General features: G+C 60.0%; 17 protein-coding genes, 2 tRNA genes and 2 rRNA genes. 12 read left to right on the top strand and 9 right to left on the bottom strand.

Going from position 1 to position 22,752, the window contains the following annotated elements:
* Window positions 1-104: 104 nt before the first annotated feature.
* The 4 genes from G6N78_RS07280 (at window position 105) to G6N78_RS07265 (ending at window position 4,263) form a co-directional block, all read left to right on the top strand.
* Window positions 105-180 (top strand) — tRNA-Ala (locus G6N78_RS07280).
* A 552-nt stretch (window positions 181-732) separates the two neighbouring features.
* Window positions 733-3,618 (top strand): 23S ribosomal RNA (locus G6N78_RS07275).
* 227 nt (window positions 3,619-3,845) lie between these two features.
* A 5S ribosomal RNA gene (rrf, locus tag G6N78_RS07270) occupies window positions 3,846-3,960 on the top strand.
* A 226-nt stretch (window positions 3,961-4,186) separates the two neighbouring features.
* Window positions 4,187-4,263, top strand: a tRNA-Met gene (locus G6N78_RS07265).
* A 122-nt stretch (window positions 4,264-4,385) separates the two neighbouring features.
* Here the strand turns inward: G6N78_RS07265 and G6N78_RS26105 are convergent.
* A complete protein-coding gene (locus tag G6N78_RS26105; protein ID WP_441397902.1) occupies window positions 4,386-4,589 on the bottom strand; it encodes a hypothetical protein in 204 nt (67 codons plus the stop codon).
* Between the two features lie 16 nt (window positions 4,590-4,605).
* On the opposite strand from G6N78_RS26105, the gene tnpA reads away from it, so the two are divergent.
* Genes tnpA through G6N78_RS07240 form a run of 4 tightly spaced genes read left to right on the top strand, consistent with a single transcriptional unit; the run spans window position 4,606 to window position 7,631 of the window.
* Window positions 4,606-5,061, top strand: coding sequence for an IS66-like element accessory protein TnpA (gene tnpA / locus G6N78_RS07255; protein ID WP_234905901.1), 456 nt, complete (start codon window positions 4,606-4,608; stop codon window positions 5,059-5,061).
* Window positions 5,058-5,411 carry an IS66 family insertion sequence element accessory protein TnpB gene (gene tnpB, locus G6N78_RS07250; protein WP_165217010.1) on the top strand — a complete coding sequence of 118 codons (354 nt, stop codon included), beginning with the start codon at window positions 5,058-5,060 and terminating at the stop codon, window positions 5,409-5,411. The genes tnpA and tnpB overlap by 4 nt, the downstream gene beginning before the upstream one ends.
* Before the next feature lie 49 nt (window positions 5,412-5,460).
* The gene (tnpC, locus tag G6N78_RS07245) at window positions 5,461-7,032 is read left to right on the top strand and encodes an IS66 family transposase (RefSeq protein ID WP_165217008.1); all 1,572 of its coding nucleotides are present in this window, start codon (window positions 5,461-5,463) and stop codon (window positions 7,030-7,032) included.
* Complete coding sequence (locus G6N78_RS07240) at window positions 7,029-7,631, top strand: UPF0149 family protein (RefSeq protein WP_165217006.1); 603 nt, start codon at window positions 7,029-7,031, stop codon at window positions 7,629-7,631. The genes tnpC and G6N78_RS07240 overlap by 4 nt, the downstream gene beginning before the upstream one ends.
* A 377-nt stretch (window positions 7,632-8,008) precedes the next feature.
* On the opposite strand, the gene G6N78_RS07230 is transcribed toward G6N78_RS07240, so the two are convergent.
* Genes G6N78_RS07230 through G6N78_RS07220 form a run of 3 tightly spaced genes read right to left on the bottom strand, consistent with a single transcriptional unit; the run spans window position 8,009 to window position 15,983 of the window.
* The gene (locus tag G6N78_RS07230; protein WP_165217004.1) at window positions 8,009-8,605 is read right to left on the bottom strand and encodes an invasion associated locus B family protein; all 597 of its coding nucleotides are present in this window, start codon (window positions 8,603-8,605) and stop codon (window positions 8,009-8,011) included.
* A gap of 56 nt (window positions 8,606-8,661) precedes the next feature.
* The gene (locus G6N78_RS07225; RefSeq protein WP_206531615.1) at window positions 8,662-10,395 is read right to left on the bottom strand and encodes a ShlB/FhaC/HecB family hemolysin secretion/activation protein; all 1,734 of its coding nucleotides are present in this window, start codon (window positions 10,393-10,395) and stop codon (window positions 8,662-8,664) included.
* A 17-nt stretch (window positions 10,396-10,412) separates the two neighbouring features.
* Window positions 10,413-15,983: a beta strand repeat-containing protein gene (locus tag G6N78_RS07220; RefSeq protein WP_165217002.1), complete on the bottom strand. Its 5,571-nt coding sequence runs from the start codon at window positions 15,981-15,983 to the stop codon at window positions 10,413-10,415.
* A 515-nt stretch (window positions 15,984-16,498) separates the two neighbouring features.
* Between G6N78_RS07220 and G6N78_RS07215 the strand changes: the two genes are divergently transcribed.
* Entirely contained in the window at window positions 16,499-17,032 is a 534-nt protein-coding gene (locus G6N78_RS07215) for an invasion associated locus B family protein (RefSeq protein ID WP_165217000.1), read from the top strand.
* Window positions 17,033-17,048: 16 nt separating this feature from the next.
* On the opposite strand, the gene kduD is transcribed toward G6N78_RS07215, so the two are convergent.
* The 5 genes from kduD to G6N78_RS07190 all read right to left on the bottom strand — a co-directional run bounded on the left by kduD (window position 17,049) and on the right by G6N78_RS07190 (window position 21,462).
* Window positions 17,049-17,801, bottom strand: coding sequence for a 2-dehydro-3-deoxy-D-gluconate 5-dehydrogenase KduD (gene kduD, locus G6N78_RS07210; RefSeq protein WP_165216998.1), 753 nt, complete (start codon window positions 17,799-17,801; stop codon window positions 17,049-17,051).
* 12 nt (window positions 17,802-17,813) lie between these two features.
* Window positions 17,814-18,662, bottom strand: coding sequence for a 5-dehydro-4-deoxy-D-glucuronate isomerase (kduI, locus tag G6N78_RS07205; protein WP_165216996.1), 849 nt, complete (start codon window positions 18,660-18,662; stop codon window positions 17,814-17,816).
* Window positions 18,663-18,686: 24 nt separating this feature from the next.
* Complete coding sequence (locus G6N78_RS07200; RefSeq protein WP_234905900.1) at window positions 18,687-19,358, bottom strand: GntR family transcriptional regulator; 672 nt, start codon at window positions 19,356-19,358, stop codon at window positions 18,687-18,689.
* An 83-nt stretch (window positions 19,359-19,441) separates the two neighbouring features.
* Window positions 19,442-20,407, bottom strand: a complete 966-nt coding sequence (locus G6N78_RS07195) for an alpha/beta hydrolase family protein (RefSeq protein ID WP_165216994.1) — start codon at window positions 20,405-20,407, stop codon at window positions 19,442-19,444.
* Between the two features lie 113 nt (window positions 20,408-20,520).
* On the bottom strand, window positions 20,521-21,462 hold the full coding sequence (locus G6N78_RS07190; RefSeq protein ID WP_165216992.1) for a hydrogen peroxide-inducible genes activator: 942 nt from the start codon (window positions 21,460-21,462) through the stop codon (window positions 20,521-20,523).
* Window positions 21,463-21,558: 96 nt separating this feature from the next.
* On the opposite strand from G6N78_RS07190, the gene G6N78_RS07185 reads away from it, so the two are divergent.
* From G6N78_RS07185 to G6N78_RS07175, 3 genes are all read left to right on the top strand, one after another.
* Entirely contained in the window at window positions 21,559-21,786 is a 228-nt protein-coding gene (locus tag G6N78_RS07185; protein ID WP_165216990.1) for a YdcH family protein, read from the top strand.
* A 70-nt stretch (window positions 21,787-21,856) separates the two neighbouring features.
* Entirely contained in the window at window positions 21,857-22,051 is a 195-nt protein-coding gene (locus G6N78_RS07180) for a hypothetical protein (RefSeq protein WP_165216988.1), read from the top strand.
* Between the two features lie 44 nt (window positions 22,052-22,095).
* Window positions 22,096-22,743, top strand: coding sequence for a TetR/AcrR family transcriptional regulator (locus tag G6N78_RS07175; RefSeq protein WP_165216986.1), 648 nt, complete (start codon window positions 22,096-22,098; stop codon window positions 22,741-22,743).
* Window positions 22,744-22,752: the final 9 nt, after the last annotated feature.

Raw genomic sequence — 22,752 nt, 5'->3', positions numbered from 1 at the left:
TTGTTTGCTGGTTGGGTTTGGGGCGACGTGTTCCGGTTGGTTGTTTTGGGATTGAATGTTGCTGGAGCCGGTTGGGGTAGTCCTGTTCGGTTGAAGCGCTGGATGGGGCTGTAGCTCAGCTGGGAGAGCACCTGCTTTGCAAGCAGGGGGTCAGCGGTTCGATCCCGCTCAGCTCCACCATGATTTTGTCCTCACGCTGTCGCAAACGTCGTTTGCTGCGCTCCAGCCATATTGGCATGGATGTGCGCCGAACGATCGGCGGCGGGCTATCGCCCTGTATGGGTGTGATACAGCTAGCGTGATGTTGTCTTCCTAGAAAGTCAGTGTTTTGCACGACGCGGTTCGCGTTTGTGCCTGTTTTGTCCGTATTGTGAAGAGAAGATTGATCCGGATCGAGGGCGACCTCGATGCCAGTCAAGGATCGTCTGTTGTTCGAAGGCTTTGGCCTTTGTCTGACGGATGATCTGGTGGATGTTGCCTGACCGCGCGTCCTCGGATTTGATCTCGAGAAGCTGGTCTTATGATCAGACGCGAAGTGGGTCGCTCGGCGTGACCTCAGATAAAGCGATCTGATCGAACACGTCGATGGCATCTGAGAGGCCTGGTTGTAAAAGGTAGCCAGGTTTTGGGAGTTATGAGCGAATAGCGAATAGCGAATAGTTTTGAAAATTCTATTCGCTACTCGCTAGGACCTATTCGCTCCCAATACGGATGAGCATTGGCAATGAGAACGATGAAGTGTCGTAAGGGCATTTGGTGGATGCCTTGGCATGCACAGGCGAAGAAGGACGTGATACGCTGCGATAAGCCGTGGGGAGCTGCGAATGAGCTTTGATCCATGGATCTCCGAATGGGGCAACCCACCTTAAGATACTTGGGAATCTGATGCGCCGTTGGCGCATGAGCGAATAGTTCTTAGCGAATAGCGAATAGGGTTTTTGACCAACTATTCGCTACTCGCTACTCGCTATTCGCCGCGTCGAAGACGCATGAGGTTCCAAGTATCGCAAATAAGGTATCTAACCTTGAATACATAGGGGTTAGAAGCGAACGCAGGGAACTGAAACATCTAAGTACCTGCAGGAAAGGACATCAACCGAGACTCCGTAAGTAGTGGCGAGCGAACGCGGACCAGGCCAGTGGCATTCAAGATAGAAGTCGAACGATTTGGAAAAGTCGGCCGCAGTGGGTGACAGCCCCGTAGACGTAGATGTCTTGAATGTCCTTGAGTAGGGCGGGACACGTGAAATCCTGTCTGAACATGGGGAGACCACTCTCCAAGCCTAAGTACTCGTGCATGACCGATAGCGAACAAGTACCGTGAGGGAAAGGTGAAAAGCACCCCGACGAGGGGAGTGAAATAGAACCTGAAACCGGATGCCTACAAGCAGTCGGAGGGCGTGAGCCTGACGGCGTACCTTTTGTATAATGGGTCAACGACTTAGTGTGTCGAGCAAGCTTAAGCCGGTAGGTGTAGGCGCAGCGAAAGCGAGTCTGAACAGGGCGTTCAGTTCGACGCATTAGACCCGAAACCGAGTGATCTAGCCATGAGCAGGTTGAAGGTTGGGTAACACCAACTGGAGGACCGAACCCGCATCTGTTGCAATAGATTGGGATGACTTGTGGCTAGGGGTGAAAGGCCAATCAAACTCGGAGATAGCTGGTTCTCCGCGAAATCTATTTAGGTAGAGCGTCGAGCGAATACCCCAGGGGGTAGAGCACTGGATGGGCTATGGGGACTCACCGTCTTACTGATCCTAACCAAACTCCGAATACCTGGGAGTACTACTCGGCAGACACACGGCGGGTGCTAACGTCCGTCGTGAAGAGGGCAACAACCCTGACCTCCAGCTAAGGTCCCCAAGTCATGGCTAAGTGGGAAAGGATGTGAGGATCCCAAAACAACCAGGATGTTGGCTTAGAAGCAGCCATCATTTAAAGAAAGCGTAACAGCTCACTGGTCTAAATAAGGGTCTTTGCGCCGAAAATGTAACGGGGCTAAAGCCATGCACCGAAGCTGAGGATATGCCGCAAGGCATGTGGTAGCGGAGCGTTCCGTAAGCCTGTGAAGGAGGACCCGTGAGGGCCTCTGGAGGTATCGGAAGTGCGAATGTTGACATGAGTAACGATAAAGGGGGTGAGAGACCCCCTCGCCGAAAGACCAAGGGTTCCTGCTTAAAGTTAATCTGAGCAGGGTTAGCCGGCCCCTAAGACGAGGCGGACACGCGTAGTCGATGGGAACCACGTTAATATTCGTGGGCCTGGTGGATGTGACGGATCATGTAACTTGTTCGTTCTTATTGGATTGAACGGGCGAGGAAATGGTTCCAGGAAATAGCACCACCATTATAGACCGTACCCGAAACCGACACAGGTGGTCAGGTAGAGTATACCAAGGCGCTTGAGAGAACTCTGCTGAAGGAACTCGGCAAATTGCACGCGTAACTTCGGAAGAAGCGTGACCCCACTTGAGGCAACTTTTGTGGGGTGGCACAGACCAGGGGGTAGCGACTGTTTATCAAAAACACAGGGCTCTGCGAAGTCTGTAAGACGACGTATAGGGTCTGACGCCTGCCCGGTGCTGGAAGGTTAAGAGGAGAGGTGCAAGCTTTGAATCGAAGCCCCAGTAAACGGCGGCCGTAACTATAACGGTCCTAAGGTAGCGAAATTCCTTGTCGGGTAAGTTCCGACCTGCACGAATGGCGTAACGACTTCCCCGCTGTCTCCAGCAGAGACTCAGTGAAATTGAATTCCCCGTGAAGATGCGGGGTTCCTGCGGTCAGACGGAAAGACCCCGTGCACCTTTACTATAGCTTTACACTGGCATTCGTGTCGGCATGTGTAGGATAGGTGGTAGGCTTTGAAGCAGGGACGCCAGTCTCTGTGGAGCCATCCTTGAAATACCACCCTTATCGTCATGGATGTCTAACCGCGACCCGTTATCCGGGCCCGGGACAGTGTATGGTGGGTAGTTTGACTGGGGCGGTCGCCTCCGAAAGAGTAACGGAGGCGCGCGATGGTGGGCTCAGAGCGGTCGGAAATCGCTCGTCGAGTGCAATGGCATAAGCCCGCCTGACTGCGAGACTGACAAGTCGAGCAGAGACGAAAGTCGGTCATAGTGATCCGGTGGTCCCGCGTGGAAGGGCCATCGCTCAACGGATAAAAGGTACGCCGGGGATAACAGGCTGATGACCCCCAAGAGTCCATATCGACGGGGTTGTTTGGCACCTCGATGTCGGCTCATCGCATCCTGGGGCTGGAGCAGGTCCCAAGGGTTTGGCTGTTCGCCAATTAAAGCGGTACGTGAGCTGGGTTCAGAACGTCGTGAGACAGTTCGGTCCCTATCTGCCGTGGGTGTAGGAATATTGACAGGATCTGTCCCTAGTACGAGAGGACCGGGATGGACATATCTCTGGTGGACCTGTTGTCGTGCCAACGGCATAGCAGGGTAGCTATATATGGAAGGGATAACCGCTGAAGGCATCTAAGCGGGAAACCCACCTGAAAACGAGTATTCCCTATCAGGGCCGTGGAAGACGACCACGTTGATAGGAGGCGTGTGGACGTGCAGCAATGCATGAAGCTTAGCCTTACTAATAGCCCGATCGACTTCATCGTTCCCATTGACAATGCTCATCACAAAATGAGCGAATAGCGAATAGGATGTGGCGAATAGACATCGCAACATCCTGACGCTCTTCAAGCCAAAGACGTGTTCAAATCCAGCGATAAAAGAAAAGCAAACGCGAAAAACTATTCGCTATTCGCTAATCCCTATTCGCTCAAAATCCAGCTTCTCAAACAATCCGGCGCCAAACCGCGCCGGATACATTGCCCTTAGCTGACCTGGTGGTCATGGCGGGGCGGCTGCACCCGTTCCCATTCCGAACACGGCCGTGAAACGCCCCTGCGCCAATGGTACTTCGTCTCAAGACGCGGGAGAGTAGGTCGCTGCCAGGTCTGCTAAAGGCAATACAAAATCTTCTCACAAACAATCAAACCGACCCAACACAACATCACAATGGGTCGCAACGCGCCGCACAAAACGACACCCAAAATTAACGCGGGGTGGAGCAGACCCGTTCTCCCGCAGCGCACCAAAATGCGCGAGGAAGAACAAACAAAAAAATGCCGGGCAGCCCAGCCCGCTACGCCAGGCAAAACGCCAAGGCAAGCTCATACATAACGCGGGGTGGAGCAGCCCGGTAGCTCGTCAGGCTCATAACCTGAAGGCCGCAGGTTCAAATCCTGCCCCCGCAACCAAACATCCAATAAAGCCCCGCGATCCAAAAATCGCGGGGCTTTTTGCGTTGCCCGAACACCGCAAACCAGTCCGCCGTCGATGATCAGAGCCGGGGAGACCATGCCCGCCCCGGCCCGCTTCATCACGCCGCAAGCTTCAATGCATTCCCGATCATCGTGACGATGGTTTCGATCTGAGGCTGCTCGATGATCAGAGGCGGGGAGAGGGCGATCACGTCGCCGGTCACCCGGATGAGCAGGCCCTTCTTGAAGGTAACCGTTGCGAGCGCCCCACATTCACCACGGATTTCGGATCGCGCATAATTGCCGTCTGTTGAAGATTGCAATGTTGAGGTTGTGCGGGTGTCGGACGATGAGAGGTTGATTGCGCATCATGCTGATGATGGTCATCAGCATGATGCGAAAGACCGTTCGGACAGATCGGGAAGGTCAGCCCGTCGTGTCGAGGTGATCATTGGCGGCAACCAACGGCGCCGATGGACTGGGGAAGACAAGGCCAGGATCACGGCGGCGAGTTTTATGCCTGGCGCCAATATTGCCGCGGTGGCGCGCGAACATGGTGTCAGCCAGGGCTTGCTCCATTACTGGCGTCGCTGCGCCCGCGATCGGGTCTCGGACGAGCAGGAGATGCGATTTGTGCCGGTTGTGACACGTGATGACGAGCAGCAGCCGGCGGCTCGTACAGACGAGCGGTTGACGATGCGCGTTGACGTCGGTGGCGCCAGTGTTCTCATCGAATGCAGCGTTGACGAGCGAGCGCTGCGAACGGTGTTCAGCGCGTTGCGGGGCTCGGCTTGATCTCGTTGCGATCGGGGTTGCGGATTTTGATCGCGTCCAGACCGGTTGATTTTAGGAAGGGCATCAACTCCCTTGCGGCATTGGTATCGACGACGCTGGGAGCAAATCCGTATTCGGGTGACATCTACATCTTCCGCAGCAAGCGCAGCGACCGATTGAAGATCGTGGTATGGGACGGCAGTGGCATGGTCCTGCTGACGAAGATCTTGGAAGATCGCCACTTCACATGGCCTCCTGTTCGAGATGGTGCCGTTCATCTCAGTACGAGCGAAACGGCGCTTCTGTTGGATGGTCTCGACTGGACAAAGGTGGATCAGAAACCGGTCAAACGCCCGACAAAGATAGCCTGATCCTGTTGTAATTCATGGACAAATGCGGCCTTCTCGGCTAGTGTTCGTCATGCTCAACCGTGGCCAACACCTGCCTCGGGATCCTGACATTCTGGTCGGCATGATCCTGGAAAGAGACGCTGAAATCGAGCGTCTGCAAGCGCTGTTGAAGGCCGCCAACGCCCAGCCGTACAGGCAGAAATCCGAGACGTCATTGGCTGTTCTCGACGGCCAGGCCCGTCTTGATCTTGGAGACGAAGAGCTGATAGCCGAGGCCAGCTTATGCGACGGGGACCCGGAGCCTGTCAGGTCCCAACGCAAGGCTAGCGCCTCGTCAAAGCCGCGCCGCAACATCGGCGCTCTGCCTGATCATCTCGAGCGTGTCGTTGAGGTCATCGAGCCTCCATCCCTGGACTGCGCCTGCTGCCATGGGCGGCTGCATCGGATTGGAGAAGACGAGAGCGAGGCGCTCGCGTCTCGCCCGGCCACGCTTTATGTCCTGCGCACGGTGCGGCCAAAATATGCTTGCCGGGCCTGTGAAGCCGGGATCGTTCAGGCCAAAGCCAGGCCGCGTCTGTTTGACGGCGGACTGGCAACGACCGCCATGATCAGCAATGTCGTGGTTTGGCGCTATGCCTGGTATCTGCCGCTTCACCGCCAGGTCCAGATGCTCAAAGGACAGGGTGTCCGTTTGGACACATCGACCCTTTGCGGGTGGGTGAAGCGCTCGGCCTGGTGGCTAAAATCGCTCTATGACAAATTGCTGTCCTATATTCATAGCCATTGCCGGGTGTTTGTGGACGAAACCCGAATGCCTGTTCTCAGGCGGGACAGAAAGCGCACCAAGGTTTGTCAGTTCTGGGCCCATGCGGTGGATGATCGCCCATGGAACGGGCCGGCATATCCGGCGGTTGCCTATGTCTTTGCGCAGGGTCGCGGAAAGGGCGAGATCCAGTCGCAACTGGCGAACTACCATGGGCTTTTGCAGGTCGATGCCTACAAGGCTTACAAGAGCCTGACCCGACCTGGTCGCAAGGCGGGTTCGATTACGCTTGCCTATTGCCTGGCCCATGCGCGTCGCAAGTTTGTCGATGTCTACAAGAAGTACAAGTCGGATGTGGCCAGGACGGTGATCGAGCGGCTTGCGGAGATCTATGCGATCGAGGCTAGGATCCGCGGCACGAGCGCCGAGCATCGGCAAGCTGTTCGCCAAGCGACCACCAAAAGCCTGATGGCCGGTCTCAAGACGCTGCTGATGGATACGCTGAACGACATATCCGCCAAGGATCCTGTGGCATCTGCCATCAAGTACACGCTTGGGCTCTGGTCCGGGCTGACACTCTTTCTCGACGATGGTCGGCTGGAGGTGGATTCCAATACCGTCGAGCGCACCATGCGCGGGATTGCCCTTGGGCGCGTCAACAGTTTATTTGCCGGCAGTGAGGGCGGCGCTGAGACCTGGTCCATTCTTGGATCCTTGCTGACCACAGCCAAATTGAATGATGTCGATCCCTACACGTGGCTCAATGACGTGCTTGAGCGCCTGGTGTCCGGGGAGATAAAGTCGACGTCCCTTGAGCGCTGCCTACCTTGGAATTGGAAACGGGAACATGCCGATATGAACAGGGCGATCGCAGCGTGAAGCGGCCTAAGCGTGCAAAACCCCTGTCGCTTGAGCAGTTGGAAGTCTGGTTCGACAAGGCTGAACCAGAACCACCTTGCAACGGCGTGTCCATGCTGAACGGTTTCCTGACCGGCCTGGCTGCCGGCCCCGTCTTCCTGTTGCCGAACGACTGGATGTTCCACGTCATCGGCGAGCACGAGAAAAGAGCCTTCATCGGAACCAGGACCCAGGCGGTGATCGATACGATCGTCGATCATTACAATCTGGTCGCCCATCAACTGACGACACCGGGTCGCTATGCGCCGGTCCTGATGCGCACCGACGAAGACGACGTGCTTGCCGGCCATTGGGCAGATGGCTTCCTTGGCGCCATCACCCTGAACCCGCAGGAATGGGAACCTCTGTTTGCTGAGAAGCAGACCGGCGAGCCCCTCATGAGCCTTCTCATTCAGTCCACGAGACCCGAATTGGCCGAAATGATCTCGATGGCATTCCCAAAGCCTTCGCCGGACCTGCTCAAGGATGCATGGCGCGCAATCCCGTTTGCGGTCGAGCAGATTTATGCTCATTGCAAGCCGATGCGCTACAATCCCGCAGCACCGGCAAACGATCCATAGGCAACAAAAAGGCGTCAGCCTCGCAATAACGCCACCGGCAGCATCAATCCGACAACGTCAACACAGATTGGCCGTGGGGCGTTCGAAACGGTTACTCTTGAAGCAATCGACGAAGACGTCGTAGGCGCGCGTGCCGGGCAAGCCGTCGCGGGGTCTGAGTTCGATCGCGCCGACAAGGCCGAGGTTGCGCACGTCGATGACGTTGCCGATCCAATGCCATCGCTCTTTCTATCACTGAAGCCAGGACGGTCCAGCAGCTCAAGAGGATTGCGAGATCGGATTTCACGTCATAACGCTTTTCGAGCGGAAACGCCCAAGTCATGAACGTCGCCCGATGCTCGCAGCTCTCCTTTCCGCGTTTGCCGGCAAGTCCGCTTTCACTCGGCCTTGTCGAGGGCGTCGAGGGCCCGATCGAGACCCAGCCAGGAGAGTGGTACGGCCAGAAGATTGCCGTTGGCGTCAGCGAAGCGGAGTTGACCCTGGCCTTCCTTGCGCAGCAGCGCGAGTGTGGCCGCGTCGGGCTTGGCCGTCGCGACACAGCTGCCGGCCATGCATTTCTGCCATGTCAGGGCAAATACTCCCTTCAGGTCTTTGTCCTGCTTGCTGTCCGCGATTATCTGGACCTGGCCTGGAATCAGGATATTGACCGGCAGCAGTGCGGTCACGATCAAATCCTTCTGGCTCGGCAGGCGTCCGATCGCGAGTTGAGCGATCGGTTGCTGCTGGTCCTGAAGCGCCACCGTCTGCACCACTTCGCAGGCATGGGAGGACGGCGGATTGGCCTTTGTGGCGTCGGTTGCCGCTAGCGGTACGGGAAGCTGTGCGCAGCGCAGCACCCAACTGCCATAGGTGGCGGTCGTGCTGCTCGGTGCGGCCGGAATGGCAGGCTTCTGCGGTTCCGGCTTCGCAGTGGCGGTCTGTGCCCAGGCGGATGCGGACAGGAGGCCCGTGCTCAGCAGGAGGGCGGTGGACAATAACAGGTGTCTGAGGGGCTGCATTGGATCTCGATCGTCAGGGATGCGTGTGTTCGTCAGAACCGCGCGATGAGGCGGAAGTTGAAGCGGTCCGTGGCGCCGCTATCGGATGAAGCGCCATGGGCATATTCAAGGGTGACGGTGGTGGCCGCGGGACTGGCCTTCTGCGACAGAGCAAACCGCAGTCCCGCACCGAAGGCGCCGGCGCGGGTCACGCCGTCTTCGACAGCTGTGGGCGTCTCAAGCTTTGCAAGTCCTGCCGCACCGAAGAGGTAAGGTGCAACCGCTCCGCCGAGCGCCGAGGCAAACGGAAGCGTGATCGGAAATGCGATTTCGGTGCGAAGGGCGGCGCCCGCATCGCCCTGAATCTGGCCACTCTCGTAGGCTGAAACCCAATCGAAACCGCCAAACCCCATCTGTTCCGACGAGGTCAGAGCATCGCCGAAGGAGGTCTGCGCCTTACCAGCCAACGAGATGTGGACGCTCTGTTGGAAGAACGATTGGCTGTATCGCGCCTGAATGTCCAGCTTGCGGAAGTCCGGTTCGGCACCGCTGCGCGACAGCGGCAGATTGGCGGTGGCGGTGCGAGCACCGAGCGCGTCGAGGCCGAAGGAGGCCGTCACACTGCCACTCAACTGGGCGCCCGATTGCAGCATGATGTCGCCGGTCTGAGTCCAACGGATGACTCGTAGCCGGTCCTCGGTGAAGGGGGACGTGGCGCCGGTCATCGTCAGCGACTGCTTTTCGTCCGATAGGTCGAGACCGAGGATGGAGCTACTGTTGCGGTCCCGGCCACGGATCAGACTGTAACCCAGTTTGGCGGAGAGGCGCTGGTAATGATCCTGTGTGCGGTAGGCGGCGTCCGATGTCGGGTGCGTGCGGCTATCGACGCCCTCGAGGTTCATCCAGGCGCCATCGGTCCCTAGCGGAAGGGTGATCCCTGCACTGATCTGCCGGTTGCGCGGCGCTGCGTCGAAGAGGTTATCGTTTGACCCTGGATATCCATTGAGGCGCAGGTAGACGACATCTCCCAACCCGAAGACGCTGTTGAAGTCTGCGCCGAGCCCCAGCGTGTAACGGCCGAGGTCTTCGGCCAGGCTGTTGTCGGCGGTGAGCGTGGTGGTGACGGCGTCGTAGCGCCCCTCTACGACAACCACCGTCGCACCGGGTTTGGCGCCCGGCTTGAGTGTTGAACGCAGCATGACGCCGGGCGTGTCGCCGGCGAGAAGCAGGCGCCGCTCAAGATCTGCCTTGGTGAGGTTATGTTGGCCGACGAGAGGGGCGAGGATCGCGTCGATATGGTGCCTGACCTCATCGGGCAGGGCGGATGTGTCGATGGCCTCCACGTAGCCGCTGGTCACCACCAGCTTCAGGGGGTTGCCGTTCTTGATGGTCTGCGGTGGCAGGCTTATGCGCACGAGGATAAAGCCTTCCCGCGCATAAGCCTCCTCCAGGGCGCGGGCAGCCTTGAACAGCTCTGCGCCGGTCACCGCCTTACCCTTCAGAGTGTGCTCGATGCGGGCTGTCGTCGCTGCCAATTCAGGCAGTCCGTTCTGCACGACAAGCCCCGAGAGCGTGACCTTCAGTTTTTCTGCACCAACCGGGATGTCGAGGCCGTTGACCGCGGGAACGGATAATCCGCCGGCAACGGAATGGATGACCGGTGGCGCATAACTTGGCTGCGTGACCTGGCTTGCGGTCTGCGATAGAGCCGGGTTGGCCAGCATAAGGGCAAAAAGCGCCGCACCGGTTGCGCCAGAAGCCAAGCTGGTTTTTGTCAGGGTTTTCATCGGGTCACTCATGAAACTCAGTTGGCGGAGCAATCGATTGCAAAATTTGGTCCCAGCGAGCAGACGGCACCGGACAATTGCGGATGCTCGGTGGTCATGGTGCTGCTTGCGCCCCCGGCCGTGCTATCGGCGGTTGGCGTATAAACAACGATTTGAGGCGCTGACGCCGGAACCGTTGTGGTTTGCAGTGGGCTGAGCCCGAGTGATCCTGTAAGATTGGAGGCGGGATTATAGAGGACGAGCAGCGGTGGCATCCCGTTGTCCTCAGTCGCGGGCGTGATGGCGACGGGCTGTGATACCGGTCCTTGTGTGGCCGGGGACGGCGGGATGCTGGTGACGACGACGGTGCCTTCGACAAAACTCAGCACATAGTTTGCAAGCGCATTGCCTGTCAGAGTGCCGCCTGAGGCAAAGCTGCGATAGGTGCCGGCCGATGAAGCGGTCGTGGCGTTGGTGGCGACACTGATGCCGGAAAGCAGACTGTCGCTTTGGCCGTTTTTCCAACCGGAGACGCTATAAGCAAGTGTAGGGATGCGGCTGCCCAAAACCAGGGTACCGTTTGCGGCGGTCACGGTCAGCGTGGCCGGTGTGACGGCGAAGCCGCCGCCGACGTAACTGATGGAATAATTGCCGGACGCGGCGCCGGACAGCGTGCCGCCGGAGGCGGTGGTGGTGTAGCTGGTGCCGACGGATGAGGTCGCGGTGGCGTTGGTCGCGACGCTGATGCCGGTCAGCAGGCTGTCGGTCTGGCTGTTCTTCCAGCCGGAGACGCTGTAGCCGCTGACCGAAGGCGTATCGCCATAGACGGAGGTGCCGTTGGCGGCGGTCACGGTCAGCGTGGCCGGTGTGACGGCGAAGCCGCCGCCGACGTAATTGATGGAATAATTGCCGGATGCGGCGCCGGACAGCGTGCCGCCGGAGGCGGTGGTGGTGTAGCCGGTGCCGACGGATGAGGTCGCGGTGGCGTTGGTTGCGACGCTGATGCCGGTCAGCAGGCTGTCAGCTTGGCTGTTCTTCCAGCCTGAGACGCTGTAGCCGGTGACTGACGGCGTATCGCCATAGACGGAGGTGCCGTTGGCGGCGGTCACGGTCAGCGTGGCCGGTGTGACGGCGAAGCTGCTGCCGACGTAATTGATGGAATAATTGCCGGACGCGGCGCCGGACAACGTGCCGCCGGAGGCGGTGGTGGTGTAGCCGGTGCCGACGGATGAGGTCGCGGTGGCGTTGGTCGCGACGCTGACGCCGGTCAGCAGGCTGTCGGTCTGGCTGTTCTTCCAGCCTGAGACGCTGTAGCCGGTGACTGACGGCGTATCGCCATAGACGGAGGTGCCGTTGGCGGCGGTCACGGTCAGCGTGGCGGGTGTGACGGCGAAGCTGCCGCCGACGTAATTGATGGAATAATTGCCTGACGCGGCGCCGGACAACGTGCCGCCGGAGGCGGTGGTGGTGTAGCCGGTACCGACGTTCGAGGTCGCGGTGGCGTTGGTTGCGACGCTGACGCCGGAGAGCAGGCTATCGGTCTGGCTGTTCTTCCAGCCTGAGACGCTGTAGCCGGTGACTGACGGCGTATCGCCATAGACGGAGGTGCCGTTTGCGGCCGTCACCGTGAGCATCGCTGCCGAGATTGTCACCGATCCCGAATAAACCACGCGGCCCGTCCTGTTTGCCCAGGTGGTGACTGTTCCACCGGTACCGGAAACGCTATAGGTTCCGACGTCGCTGGTCGCCGTGGCAGACGTGGTGAAACTGGGTGTCGCGGTGACCGTGCTGCGGTAGGACGTTCCGGTTCCGTAGAGGGTCAAAGACAGGTTGACGGCGTCTCCATAGGTTGTCGAGGCGCTGGAATTGGCGCGCACCACGCCGGATGCCCCGTAGAGCTCGGCGTAATGCAGTTGCCCGTCGCTGGATTCGCTGGTCGTGCTGTTGGGTTTGACCCAGATGGTGTCGAAGTTCCATCCGGCGGCGGTTGCGAGAACGTAGAAGCTGCCGGGCGTCCCGGAGCTGTCCCTCATTTGGCTGGTGCTCAGCCCGGTCAATGCCCCGGAGGCGACCTTATCGTAGATGTCGGTGCTCGTTCCTGCCGTTTCCGTATTCCAGTAGGATGCGGTGATGGTGCCTTCGCTGCCGCCGGCGAAACCACCGACCTTCGAAGACGAGACGCCCGAGACGGCGCCAATGGTGTAGCTCCGGCTGATGGTGCCACGGTTGTAGCCGACGAGACCGCCGACATAATAGCCATTGGTACTGGCGATGCTCGCCGTCGAGAAGGAATCGGCAATCAGTGCGCCGGTGTGGTTGTAGCCGACCAGACCGCCGATGCTTTCAAGCATGCCGTTCGTTCCTGTCAGGGATCCGCTCGCGTAGGAGCGCTGGACGGTTCCCGCATTCTGACCCAAGAAGCCACCGGCATTGATGTTCCTGTTGACCGTCTGCGTCACATTGGCGAAGGAATCCTGGATCACGCCTGTCGTGTTGTTGAAACCAACAAGGCCCCCTGAACCATTGACCATGGTCAGTCCGCCCTGAGCTGCCGCGACCACCAGCGTTCCGGAGGCAGAGGCATAGGAGATGGTACCTTCATTCCATCCGACGAGACTGCCCACCGCGCCGTAACCGGTGATGGAGGATCCGCTCATGCTGACATTCGCAATCGAGGCCGTCGCGCCGAGCTTGCCGAACAGGCCGATGTAATTGCTGGTTCCCCTGACGATTGTCAGGTTGTTGATGAACTCGTTATGGCCGTCGAGACTACCGGCAAAGCTTGCTCCATCTGTTCCGACCGGGACCCAGCCCGAGGTGCTCCAGATCCCGGCTGTATTGCTGCCGGCGGTGAGGCTTGCGTCGATGTCTGTCGCCAGGCTGTAGGAGCCTGCGAGATTGCTGCCCATCAGGGCCAACTGATGCAGATTGGAAACCGTTGTCACACCGTTGACGCTCGCGGCGGCTTCCGCGCGCAGGATCGGCCGCATGTCACCCGACTGATACCAGTCGTTCGAGAAATCCCAACCCGTATAGGCGGCTGAGGTGCGTGCCTGCGTGGTCGTCAGGCCCGTTACGCTCGATGTCGCGGTTCCGGCCGTCATTCCGACACCGGTCGTCGTGCCGGATGTGGTGGTGTCCCAGAAGGAGCTTGTTACGGAGCCCGTTCCATTGTTCCAGCCGACGAGCCCCCCGAGTTTCAATGCGTCGGTTGTGGCCGTGACGGTGCCGGTTGAATAGGACGATGTGATCGTTCCGCTGCTGGTCCCGACCAGGCCACCCATGTAATAGTCGCTGTTGGATGTGACAGAACCGAGGGCGTAGGAATAGCTGATGGTGCCGTCGGGGGAGTTCCATCCTGCGAGACCGCCAATGCTCTGCCCCGTACCCGCACTTGTTGTTCCGGACGTGGCGCCATAGGCATGGGAAGAGCTGATGGTTCCGAGGTTCTGGCCGACCAGTCCGCCGGTGTCGTTGTTGCCATGGGAGACGACAGTGCCGCCGGCATAGGATGTGGTGATGGTCGCACCGATCGCATTGGTGCCGACCAGTCCGCCAATCCCCGGCGAGCTTCCCGTCACGGCGGCGGTCGAAGAGGATTGCCTGATCGTTCCAATATTTTGTCCGACCAGTCCCCCGACATTGCCCTTGGCTGTAATCGTGCCTGTTGAAGAGGCGTTGTAAACCGTACCGGTATTTTGTCCGATGAGCAGACCGGACTGCGGCGTGCCGGACGACGCAACCGAAATGCTGCCACTGGCGATGCCGAGGTCACGCACGGTGCCGGAATTTCTGCCAATCAGCCCGTAATTGGCATTTCCGCCCGACGAATTGCTGATCGCGAGATTGGAAATTGTGTGGCCAAGGCCGAGAAGCGTGCCGCTGAAGGTGGAGATCGGGGACGATGTGTAGGTCGTGCCCGAAAGATCGATCGTCTGGCTGATGGCATAAAGCCCACTGCTGCCGATGCCGGTCAACTGCGAGGCTGAGCTCACCAGGGTATAGGCGTTGCCGTTGACGCTCAGCGAGGCGTTCGTGCCTGAGAGCGTCACGCTCGCACCCGATGCAATGGCGGGGTCGGTGCCGCCATAGGTCAGGACCAGACCGGCGCTCGCGCCCGTTGCTGTGATGTTGGCATCGATCGCAATCGTACCGGCCGCAGCCAGGGTCAGCGTCGTGTTTGCCGACCAGGAGAGGGCGGTGGCAACCAGGATATCGCCGTTCTGGCTGCCAGACGACCCGGTGGAGACCGTGACATTGGCGCCGGCCAATGCGTCCTGGAGCGTCGTGACATTGATGACGCTGTCGTTGCCGGTCGCGGTCGCCCCTGAGGAATTGCTGGCCGTGCCGCTGGAGATCGTGACGTTATAGGGATCGAGCAGCAGGTTGCCGAAACCGCCAGGACCGGAAAGACTGGTGACGCCGGTGTAGTCCAGCATCGCCTTGCCGGAGACTTCCGCCTCGCCGCCTGTGCCGGTGCCAGCGCCGCGCGCACTGATCTGCCCGGCAAAAGTCGTCAACTCATCGGACCAGACGACGACCGTGCCACCGGTCCCTGCCTGCGTCGCGTCGGCACTGATGATGCTCGCCGGATCGATCTTGACGCTCGCGGCGCGCTGGGTGGTGCCCTTGCCCTGGCGATCGCCGCCGATTTTCACGGAACCGCCGCCCTTGGCGCCCGACGCATCCACCGTCGCGCCCTTGAGCTCGATGGACTTTCCCGTCACCGTGATCTTGCCGCCTTTACCGGTGGATGATTTTGCAGTGATTTTGCCGGTCACGGCCACCGATCCGCTTTCTCCGCCGCCGATGACGATCTCGCCGTCTCGGCCGGAGATGCTGGAAGCCTCCACGACGCCGGACAGATTAATGGCCTGGCGTGCGGTATTGCGGGCGGTGGCAGCCTTCATCACCACCGTGCCGCCGTCTGCCGAGATCGTGCCGCCGTTCTCGATAAGTGCTCCCTTGCCTTCGGCGCCTTCGCCGGTGGGAACAGCGACCTGCAGGAACCCATCGCCCGAAAGATCAAGCGTCGCCTGTTCGCCCGAACCCAGGCCAACCTTGCCCATCGGGACCGCAATCAGGCCGTCATTCCTGACAGTTCCGCCAATCAGTGCCGTGTAGCCGCCGCGCCCGATCGTCACGATGCCCTCGTTGCTGACGCCGGCCGAAGTGCCGTCTCCTTCGAACCTGTACTGCCCGCTGAGGAAATCCTCGTTGCTGATGCCGAGCGTGGAGGCGACGAAGCCTCCGCCGGCCTTGACCGTGCCGGTCGACGTAATGGCGATGCCATTTGGATTGATCAGGAACACCTGCCCGTTGGCAGTCAGCGATCCGGCAATGGTTGACGGCGTATCGCCAGTGACACGATTGAGGATTGCCGCTCCGGCGCCGGGCTGTATGAAATTGACGTTCTTGCCGGCACCGATGGAGAAGCCGTTCCAGTTGACGATGCCCCTGTCGGAGCCCTGTGTGATGGTCACCGCCGAGCCGGTGGTATCGATGGAAACGGAACCAGAGACGACCTGTCCGCCCGTTGGCAGATCGCTGGCCTGAATCGGCGGAACAGCCAACGCGGTGGACGCGAGAAGGGTTGCAACAATCCTCAAGGGGCGACGTCGGGAAATGAGGGGTGGCCTGGCTGCGTCTGCGTCAACAATCATCGGATCAAAGGCTCGTCATTGAAAACCGTGAAACAGGTGAACGCCGAATGTGCGTCTCAGAGTTGAACCTGATTCTTGTCGGGCCGAGCTGACATGACATGGCACACTGCTTCAATGTCAGATTTTGGGGGTCAATCTGGAATGTGAGACTTGGTGATATTTTGGTGACAGTGCGACAGAGGCCGGGTTTAAGCCGCAATCCTGACACTTCCGCATTACCTGCTGTTTTTTACCCGTTTCCGGTGGCGTTTTGTTGGATTTGATCAGCAACGAAGTTCCGTTGCTCCGGTAATGTTTTGTTTACTCTCAATTATTTCTGTTTGATCAAGTCGCGCGATCAGCTTCCTGCGTGTCGACGAGATGGGGCAGGTGATCGATTTTTCACTTGAGGCTCATCGGTGCTTATGACAGTGACCGCGAATGATGATTATCTTTGGTTCTGGTCCATCTCGAGACATCTGATGTTCTCATTCCTCCGTCCGTCTGTCGCTCTTCCCGTCCTGCTGATTGCCCTGATGCCGGCAACCGGGTTGCTCGCCGCGCAACTTCCCGGCGGGACCGGTTCCTTTGTCGAGCCGCATGGGAATTGGACGGTCGTTTGCCGGGGGCAGAACGGTCTGGTGGGCTGCGTGCTGAGCCAGGTTCAGGCGGATCCGGAGACCGGACGCCCCATGTTGTCGGCGGAGTTTCGGCCCTTGCCGCAGGGCGGCCTTGATGGCGCGCTGCTTCTGCCGTTCGGCATGGCGCTTGCCAAGGGCGTGATGCTGTCGGCTGCGGGATGGGCGCAGCCCCTTCGGTTTCCCTATTCCACCTGCCTGCCGGGCGGATGTCTCGTTCCCATTCGTCTAGACACCCAGACGGTGACGGCGCTGGACGCTGCCAAGACGTTGACGGTGACCACCGTTCAGCTTTCGACGGCAGACGAGGTGCCGATGCGCGTGTCGCTCGAGGGGTTTTCGGCCGCACTGGCGCGCGCGACCGAACTGTCGAAATAATGATCTGCCGGCTGCCTTACCGGGCGAGCCAGCCGCCATCGACGGCGAGCACCTGTCCCGTCACATAACCGCTGGCGGGTGAGGCAAAGAACAGGACGGCCGTATCGAGGTCGGACGGTTCGCCCCAGCGCCCGACCGGAATGCGCTCCAAGATCGAACGCGAGCGGTTCGGATCGTTGCGGAGCGCCTCGGTGTTGTCGGTGTCCATGTACCCCGGAGCAATGGCGTTCACCGTGATGCCCTTGGCGGCCAGCTCGTTCGCCATCAGCTTGGTCAGACCCGCCACCGCATGTTTGCTCGCCGTATAGGAAGCGACGCGGATGCCGCCCTGGAAGGAGAGGAGCGAGGCGATATTGACGATCCGCCCGGCAATCTTCTTCTCCAGCATGTGACGCACCACCCCTTGCGAGAGCACGAAGGTGCTCTTCAGGTTGATGTTCATGATGTCGTCCCAGTCCGTCTCGGAAAACTCGGTGAAATCGGCGCGGCGGATCTGGCCGGCATTGTTGACGAGGATGTCGATATGGCCGGTGGAGGTCAGGTCGGTGACGAGGCTGTCGAGCCCGGACGGATCGGTGAGGTCATAGACCACCTCCTCGAATCGGCGGCCGAGCGCCTCCACCTGGTTTTTCGTGTCCGGCATCGGCCGCGAGCCGAGCGCGATGATATCGGCGCCGGCACGCGCCAGCGCCAGAGCCAGTCCCTGGCCGAGGCCGGTGCGCGCGCCGGTCACCAGCGCGCGTTTTCCGGAAAGGTCAAACAGGTTCATGGGCATCGATCCTTACTTCAAGTCCTGCATGGGCACGAAGTCCATGTCGGTGAAGGACTGGTTGTCGCCGGCCATGCTCCAGATGAAGGCATAGGCATTGGTGCCGGAACCGCAATGGATCGACCACGGCGGGGAGAGCACGGCCTGTTCGTTGCGCATGATGAGGTGACCGGTCGCTTCCGGGCGGCCCATCAGGTGCACGACGAAGGCATCCTGCGGGATCTCGAAATAGAGATAGGCTTCCATGCGGCGGTCATGCAGGTGGGCAGGCATGGTGTTCCAGACGCTGCCGGGCTCCAGCCGCGTCAGGCCCATCAGCAACTGGCAGGTCGGCAGCACCTTGGGGTGGATGTACTGGTAGAGCTTGCGCTTGTTGCAGGTCAGCTGGTCGCCGAGATGGTTCTCGATGGCGTCGGCCTTGCGGATGATGCGCGACGGGAAGGTGGTGTGGGCCGGGGCGCTGTTGATGTAGAATTTCGCCGGCTGGCTTGCATCATCGCTTTCGAACGAGATCTCGCGCACGCCCATGCCGAGGTAAAGACCGTCCTGGAAGTCCAGCTCATAGGTCGTGCCGTCAGCCACCACCTTGCCCTTGCCGCCGACATTGATGAGGCCAAGTTCGCGGCGTTCCAGCAGGTACTCGGTGCCCACCGTCTTGGCGAGGTCTGCGCCGACGGAAAGCGCTGATGTGGTCGGCATCGCGCCGGCCACCAGCATGCGGTCGTAATGGGTATAGGCGGCATTGAGTTCGCCGGCGGCAAACAGGGTTTCGATCATGAAATTCTGGCGCAATTCGGCGCCGGTCATCTTTTCCGACTGGGTGTAGTGCACCGCGTGGCGCGTCTCGATCGTGGTGGTCATGGTGTTCTCAACTCCCTTTGGACGTTATTCGAAGAGATCCGGGTGCTGCGCTTCAAGCCTCGGCAGGTCATGCAGCAGTTCGGACAGGTGGGTGTTCATGGCGGTCATGGCCGCCGCTTCGTCGCGCCGGTCGATGGCGGCGAGGATGGCGTGATGTTCCGAAACCAGCTTGGAGAGCGTGTGCGGCGCGTGCAGCGACAGGCAGCAGGCCCGGTCGATATGCGCCTTCAAGTCCTCCACCACGGACCAGGCCATGGGCAGGCCCGCCCCTTCGGCGAGCGTTTTGTGAAAGAGATCGTCCCCGCGGCGGAAGGCCGCCCGGTCGCCCGCTTCGGCGGCCTCTTCCTGTGCCTTCAGGCAATCGGCAAGCCGGGTGCGCGCATGGAAGTGGAAGGCATTGCAGGCGGTCTTGACCACGGCCGTCTCGATGGTCTCGCGAATGAAGGCCGCCTGCATCAGCTTGGCAACCGAAATGCGGGCGATGACCGCACCACGCTGGGGCAGGATTTCGACGAGCCGGCTCTTGGCCAGCGCAATCAGCGCCTCGCGGCCGGGCTGGCGGGAGGAGCCGTAGCGTTCGCCGATTTCCTGTTCCGAGATGCGCGTTCCCGGCGGCAGGGCAAGCGTCAGGATGTCGCCGCGCAACTGCCGCTCCACCTTGTGCGCCATGCTTTCCGAGAGGGTGCGGCTGGTCAACGGGCTCTCCTCTTTGCCGGTGTCGACACTTCCATACAATCTTGAAGGCCAAGACGCAACCTGTCTGTCAAGACGAGATCTTGTCAGACGAGAGGGAGGCTGATGAGGGCGGAACTGAGACCCGGAGGGATGCGGCCATGGCGGAGCCAGTGGAGCGCCAGCGGCCAAAACGTGTCGCGAAACCGGTCATGGAAAAAGGCAAAATGGCCGATGCTGTCATGGCCGACGTCGGAGGGTTTCAGGTGCATATGCCGGCACTCGCTGCTTTTGAAATAAGCGAGCAGACGATTGACGGCCGGCACCGTCCCGTGCGGATCGTCGGAGAAGCTGATGGCGAGGATCGGCGCCTCGACCTGCGCGAAGCGGTCGCACAGCACCTCGCCTTCCGGCCGCCCGGCAATGGTGCGACCGGCGCGCAGCCGATCTTCGAACCGGGCCGTCATGCCGCTCCAGTCGTGGACGACGCCCGCCGGCGTATCTTCCATCCAGCCCAGCCGTTTTGCCGGGAAATAACCGAAGAGGCGCGTCAGCAACGGCATGACGACATGCCATTTCCACAGCATGCGCAGCTTGTGCCGGGCAGCGTAATCCCGCCAGTAGGCATATTGCGATCCGACGCTGAGGATACGGCCGATCCGGCGGTTGGAAGGGGCAAGGCCGATGGCAAAGCCGCCGATCGAGTGGCCGATGACCCTGAGGGGACGGCCGGGCAGGATGTGAGCGACATATTGCAGCGCTCCCTCCAGATCTTGTTCGCCCCAATCGACCCAATCCGCCTCAAACCCCTTCAGCTGTCCGGGCCGCGATTCGCCGATGCCGCGGTAATCATAGGTCAGAACGTCGAAACCGTGCTGGAACATGTAGAGCGCGAAACGCGCATAATAACGACAGCGGACAGAGGTCGCGGCGCTGACGATCAGCACCGGCCGTTCGGGGTCCTCCTGGGCATTGTGCCAGAGAAAGCCGCCCAGTTCATAACCATCGGCAGCACGGAAACGGACAGGTGCGCCGCCGACCGGGGGATGAAGCACCTTGCTGTCTGTATCCATCTGCTACTCCCGACTGCTTTTCAGGAATATAATCCCGCCATTCCGGTGGGAGGGCAATAGGGCGAATGTCGCAATTGTCCGTTTAAGTTGCGGTTTGCCAAAAACTTCGCTTTTTATGCGTTGTCAGACGAACTGACCGGTTGTCCTGGACCGCGTTTTCCCAACATTGTCCTGGCGAGCACGGCCAGCTGGCGGAAATGAGCGCTGCGTGCGCTCGAACTGCGCCAGAAGAACCCCATCTCGCGGCTGGCGGGCCAGTCGTCGATGGTCAGGAGCTTCACATTGGCTTCCTTGGCGAATTCGGTGCGGACGTAGAATTCGGGGAAGAGGGAGAGCCCCATTTCGATTGCCACCATCTGGCGCAGGGCGTCCAGGCTGGTGCCCTCATAGTCATCGGCCATGGTGGACCCGGACAGCGTGGCCAGTTCGCGGACGTTTTCGACGAGCCGATGGCCGCGACCGAGCGTCAGCAGCGTCTCTCCCCTGAGGTCGGCGAGGCGCACCTTGGCCGCGGAGGCGAGCCGGTGGTTGGCAGGAACGCCGAGGAAGATCTGCTCGTGACAGACCAGGTCGAAAACGAAGGCTTCTGCTTGTCTCGGCTGCTGGCCAAGCGCACAGTCTATCTCGCCGCCGCGCACCTGCTCTTCCAGCAGTGTCGGGCGTTCCTCCCGCACATGAATGCGCAAAGCCGGATACAGGCGGTGCAGATCCGGGAGGAAGACCGGCAGAAAATAAGGCCCGAAGGTGGGAACGACGCCAAGCCGGATCAGCGAACCGAGATTGTCGCGGCCAGCGGATGCGACCGTCACGATGTCATCGAGAGTGGCGAGCACCGATCGGGCTGCGGCTGCGATCTCCTGTCCGACGGAGGACAGGCTGATCGCACCAGGCGTTCGCTCCACCAGCACGACCCCCAGCTGCTTTTCGAGAAGCGAGATCTGAACCGACAGAGTCGGCTGCGACACGTGGCAGGCCTGGGCTGCCCGGCCAAAATGGCTGGTTTCGTCCAGGGCGACGAGATATTCCAGTTGGCGATGGGTGGGGCGAAAGGGCATCCGATAGTGAATACCTATCGATCTGATATTGTCAATGAATTGGATCTATCGCGGCCGATCTGGCAAACTGGGCTTGCACGTGAAGGAGATCACATCATGAACCCTCTGCTGAAGGCCCTCAGATCCCGGCATGCGATCCTGCAAAACAAGATCGATCGGGAACAGAGAGCACTCCAACCCGATACCCTCAGGATCATGTCGCTGAAGAAGACCAAGCTTCGCCTGCGTGAACAGATCGAGTTTCTGGAACGGGCGTACCAGACAGGGAATCCGGACACTGTCCGTCAGGTGCTGCGTAACAGGTCCGGTTTCTCAATGCCGTGATCCGGCGGCAGGATTGAATTCCTTTCGACAGGTGGTGGTGCCGTAACACCTGCCTGTTGTGGCGAGGCGCATGACGCGCCTCGCCTTTTTGTTGGAGGCTTGGCGTCCGGGCCGTTCAGGCGTGCCACAGCGAATGACCCGGCGGGTTCATACGAAGCGGTTCAACGGTTTTCGCAAGCTGGCCGTTGTCCTCTCAACCAAGGATAGAAAAACGGTGGTCTTTCCGAAGAATATCTTTTCCGTCAGCATACTTAGCGTTGATTAACCACAATTTCGCTCTACAACGGCGTCACAGCAATGAGAGCGATGATGGACAGCAGGTTGAAGGCGGGTGATCCGGCGGCGGCAACCGGGGTGACGGTGCGCCGTCGTCGTTCGCCGAAGGGCGAGGAACGCCGCGAAGCGATCCTGCGCGCAGCCATGGCGCGTTTTGCCGAGGACGGTTTCCAGAATGCGTCCTTTGCCGCGATTGCCCAGGATGCCGGACTGACACTGCCGGGCCTCATCCACCACTTTCCGACGAAGGTCGATCTGCTGATTGCGCTTCTGGCCCGACGTGACGTCGAGACGGACAATGTGCAGGACATCCACGTCACGGCCTGGCGGCAGTTTCTGCGCGGCCTTGTGGATGTCGTGCGGCGTAATATGGAAATCGCCGAAGTCGTGCGGGCCTTTGCGGTGCTGAATGTCGAAAGCCTGACGCGCAACCACCCGGCGGAGAACTGGTTCATCGAGCGGACGAATGCGCTTCGCCAACGTTTTGCGATGGCGATCGCCGAGGGGATCAAGAGCGGCGAGATCCGCGCCGATGTCTCTGCGGAGGCCATCGCGGCAGAACTCATCGCGTTGATGGACGGGCTGCAGATCCTCTGGCTTCGCGCGCCGGATACCGTCGATATGGCGAGTATTTTCGGACACCACATCGAGCGGCTGATCAGGCATCTGGAGCAGGCGTGAAGCCGGATG

Source organism: Allorhizobium pseudoryzae (assembly GCF_011046245.1).
In the GTDB taxonomy this organism is placed as follows: domain Bacteria; phylum Pseudomonadota; class Alphaproteobacteria; order Rhizobiales; family Rhizobiaceae; genus Neorhizobium; species Neorhizobium pseudoryzae.
The sequence above is the reverse complement of the archived record's forward strand: the minus strand, read 5'-3'. Positions and strand labels throughout refer to the sequence as shown.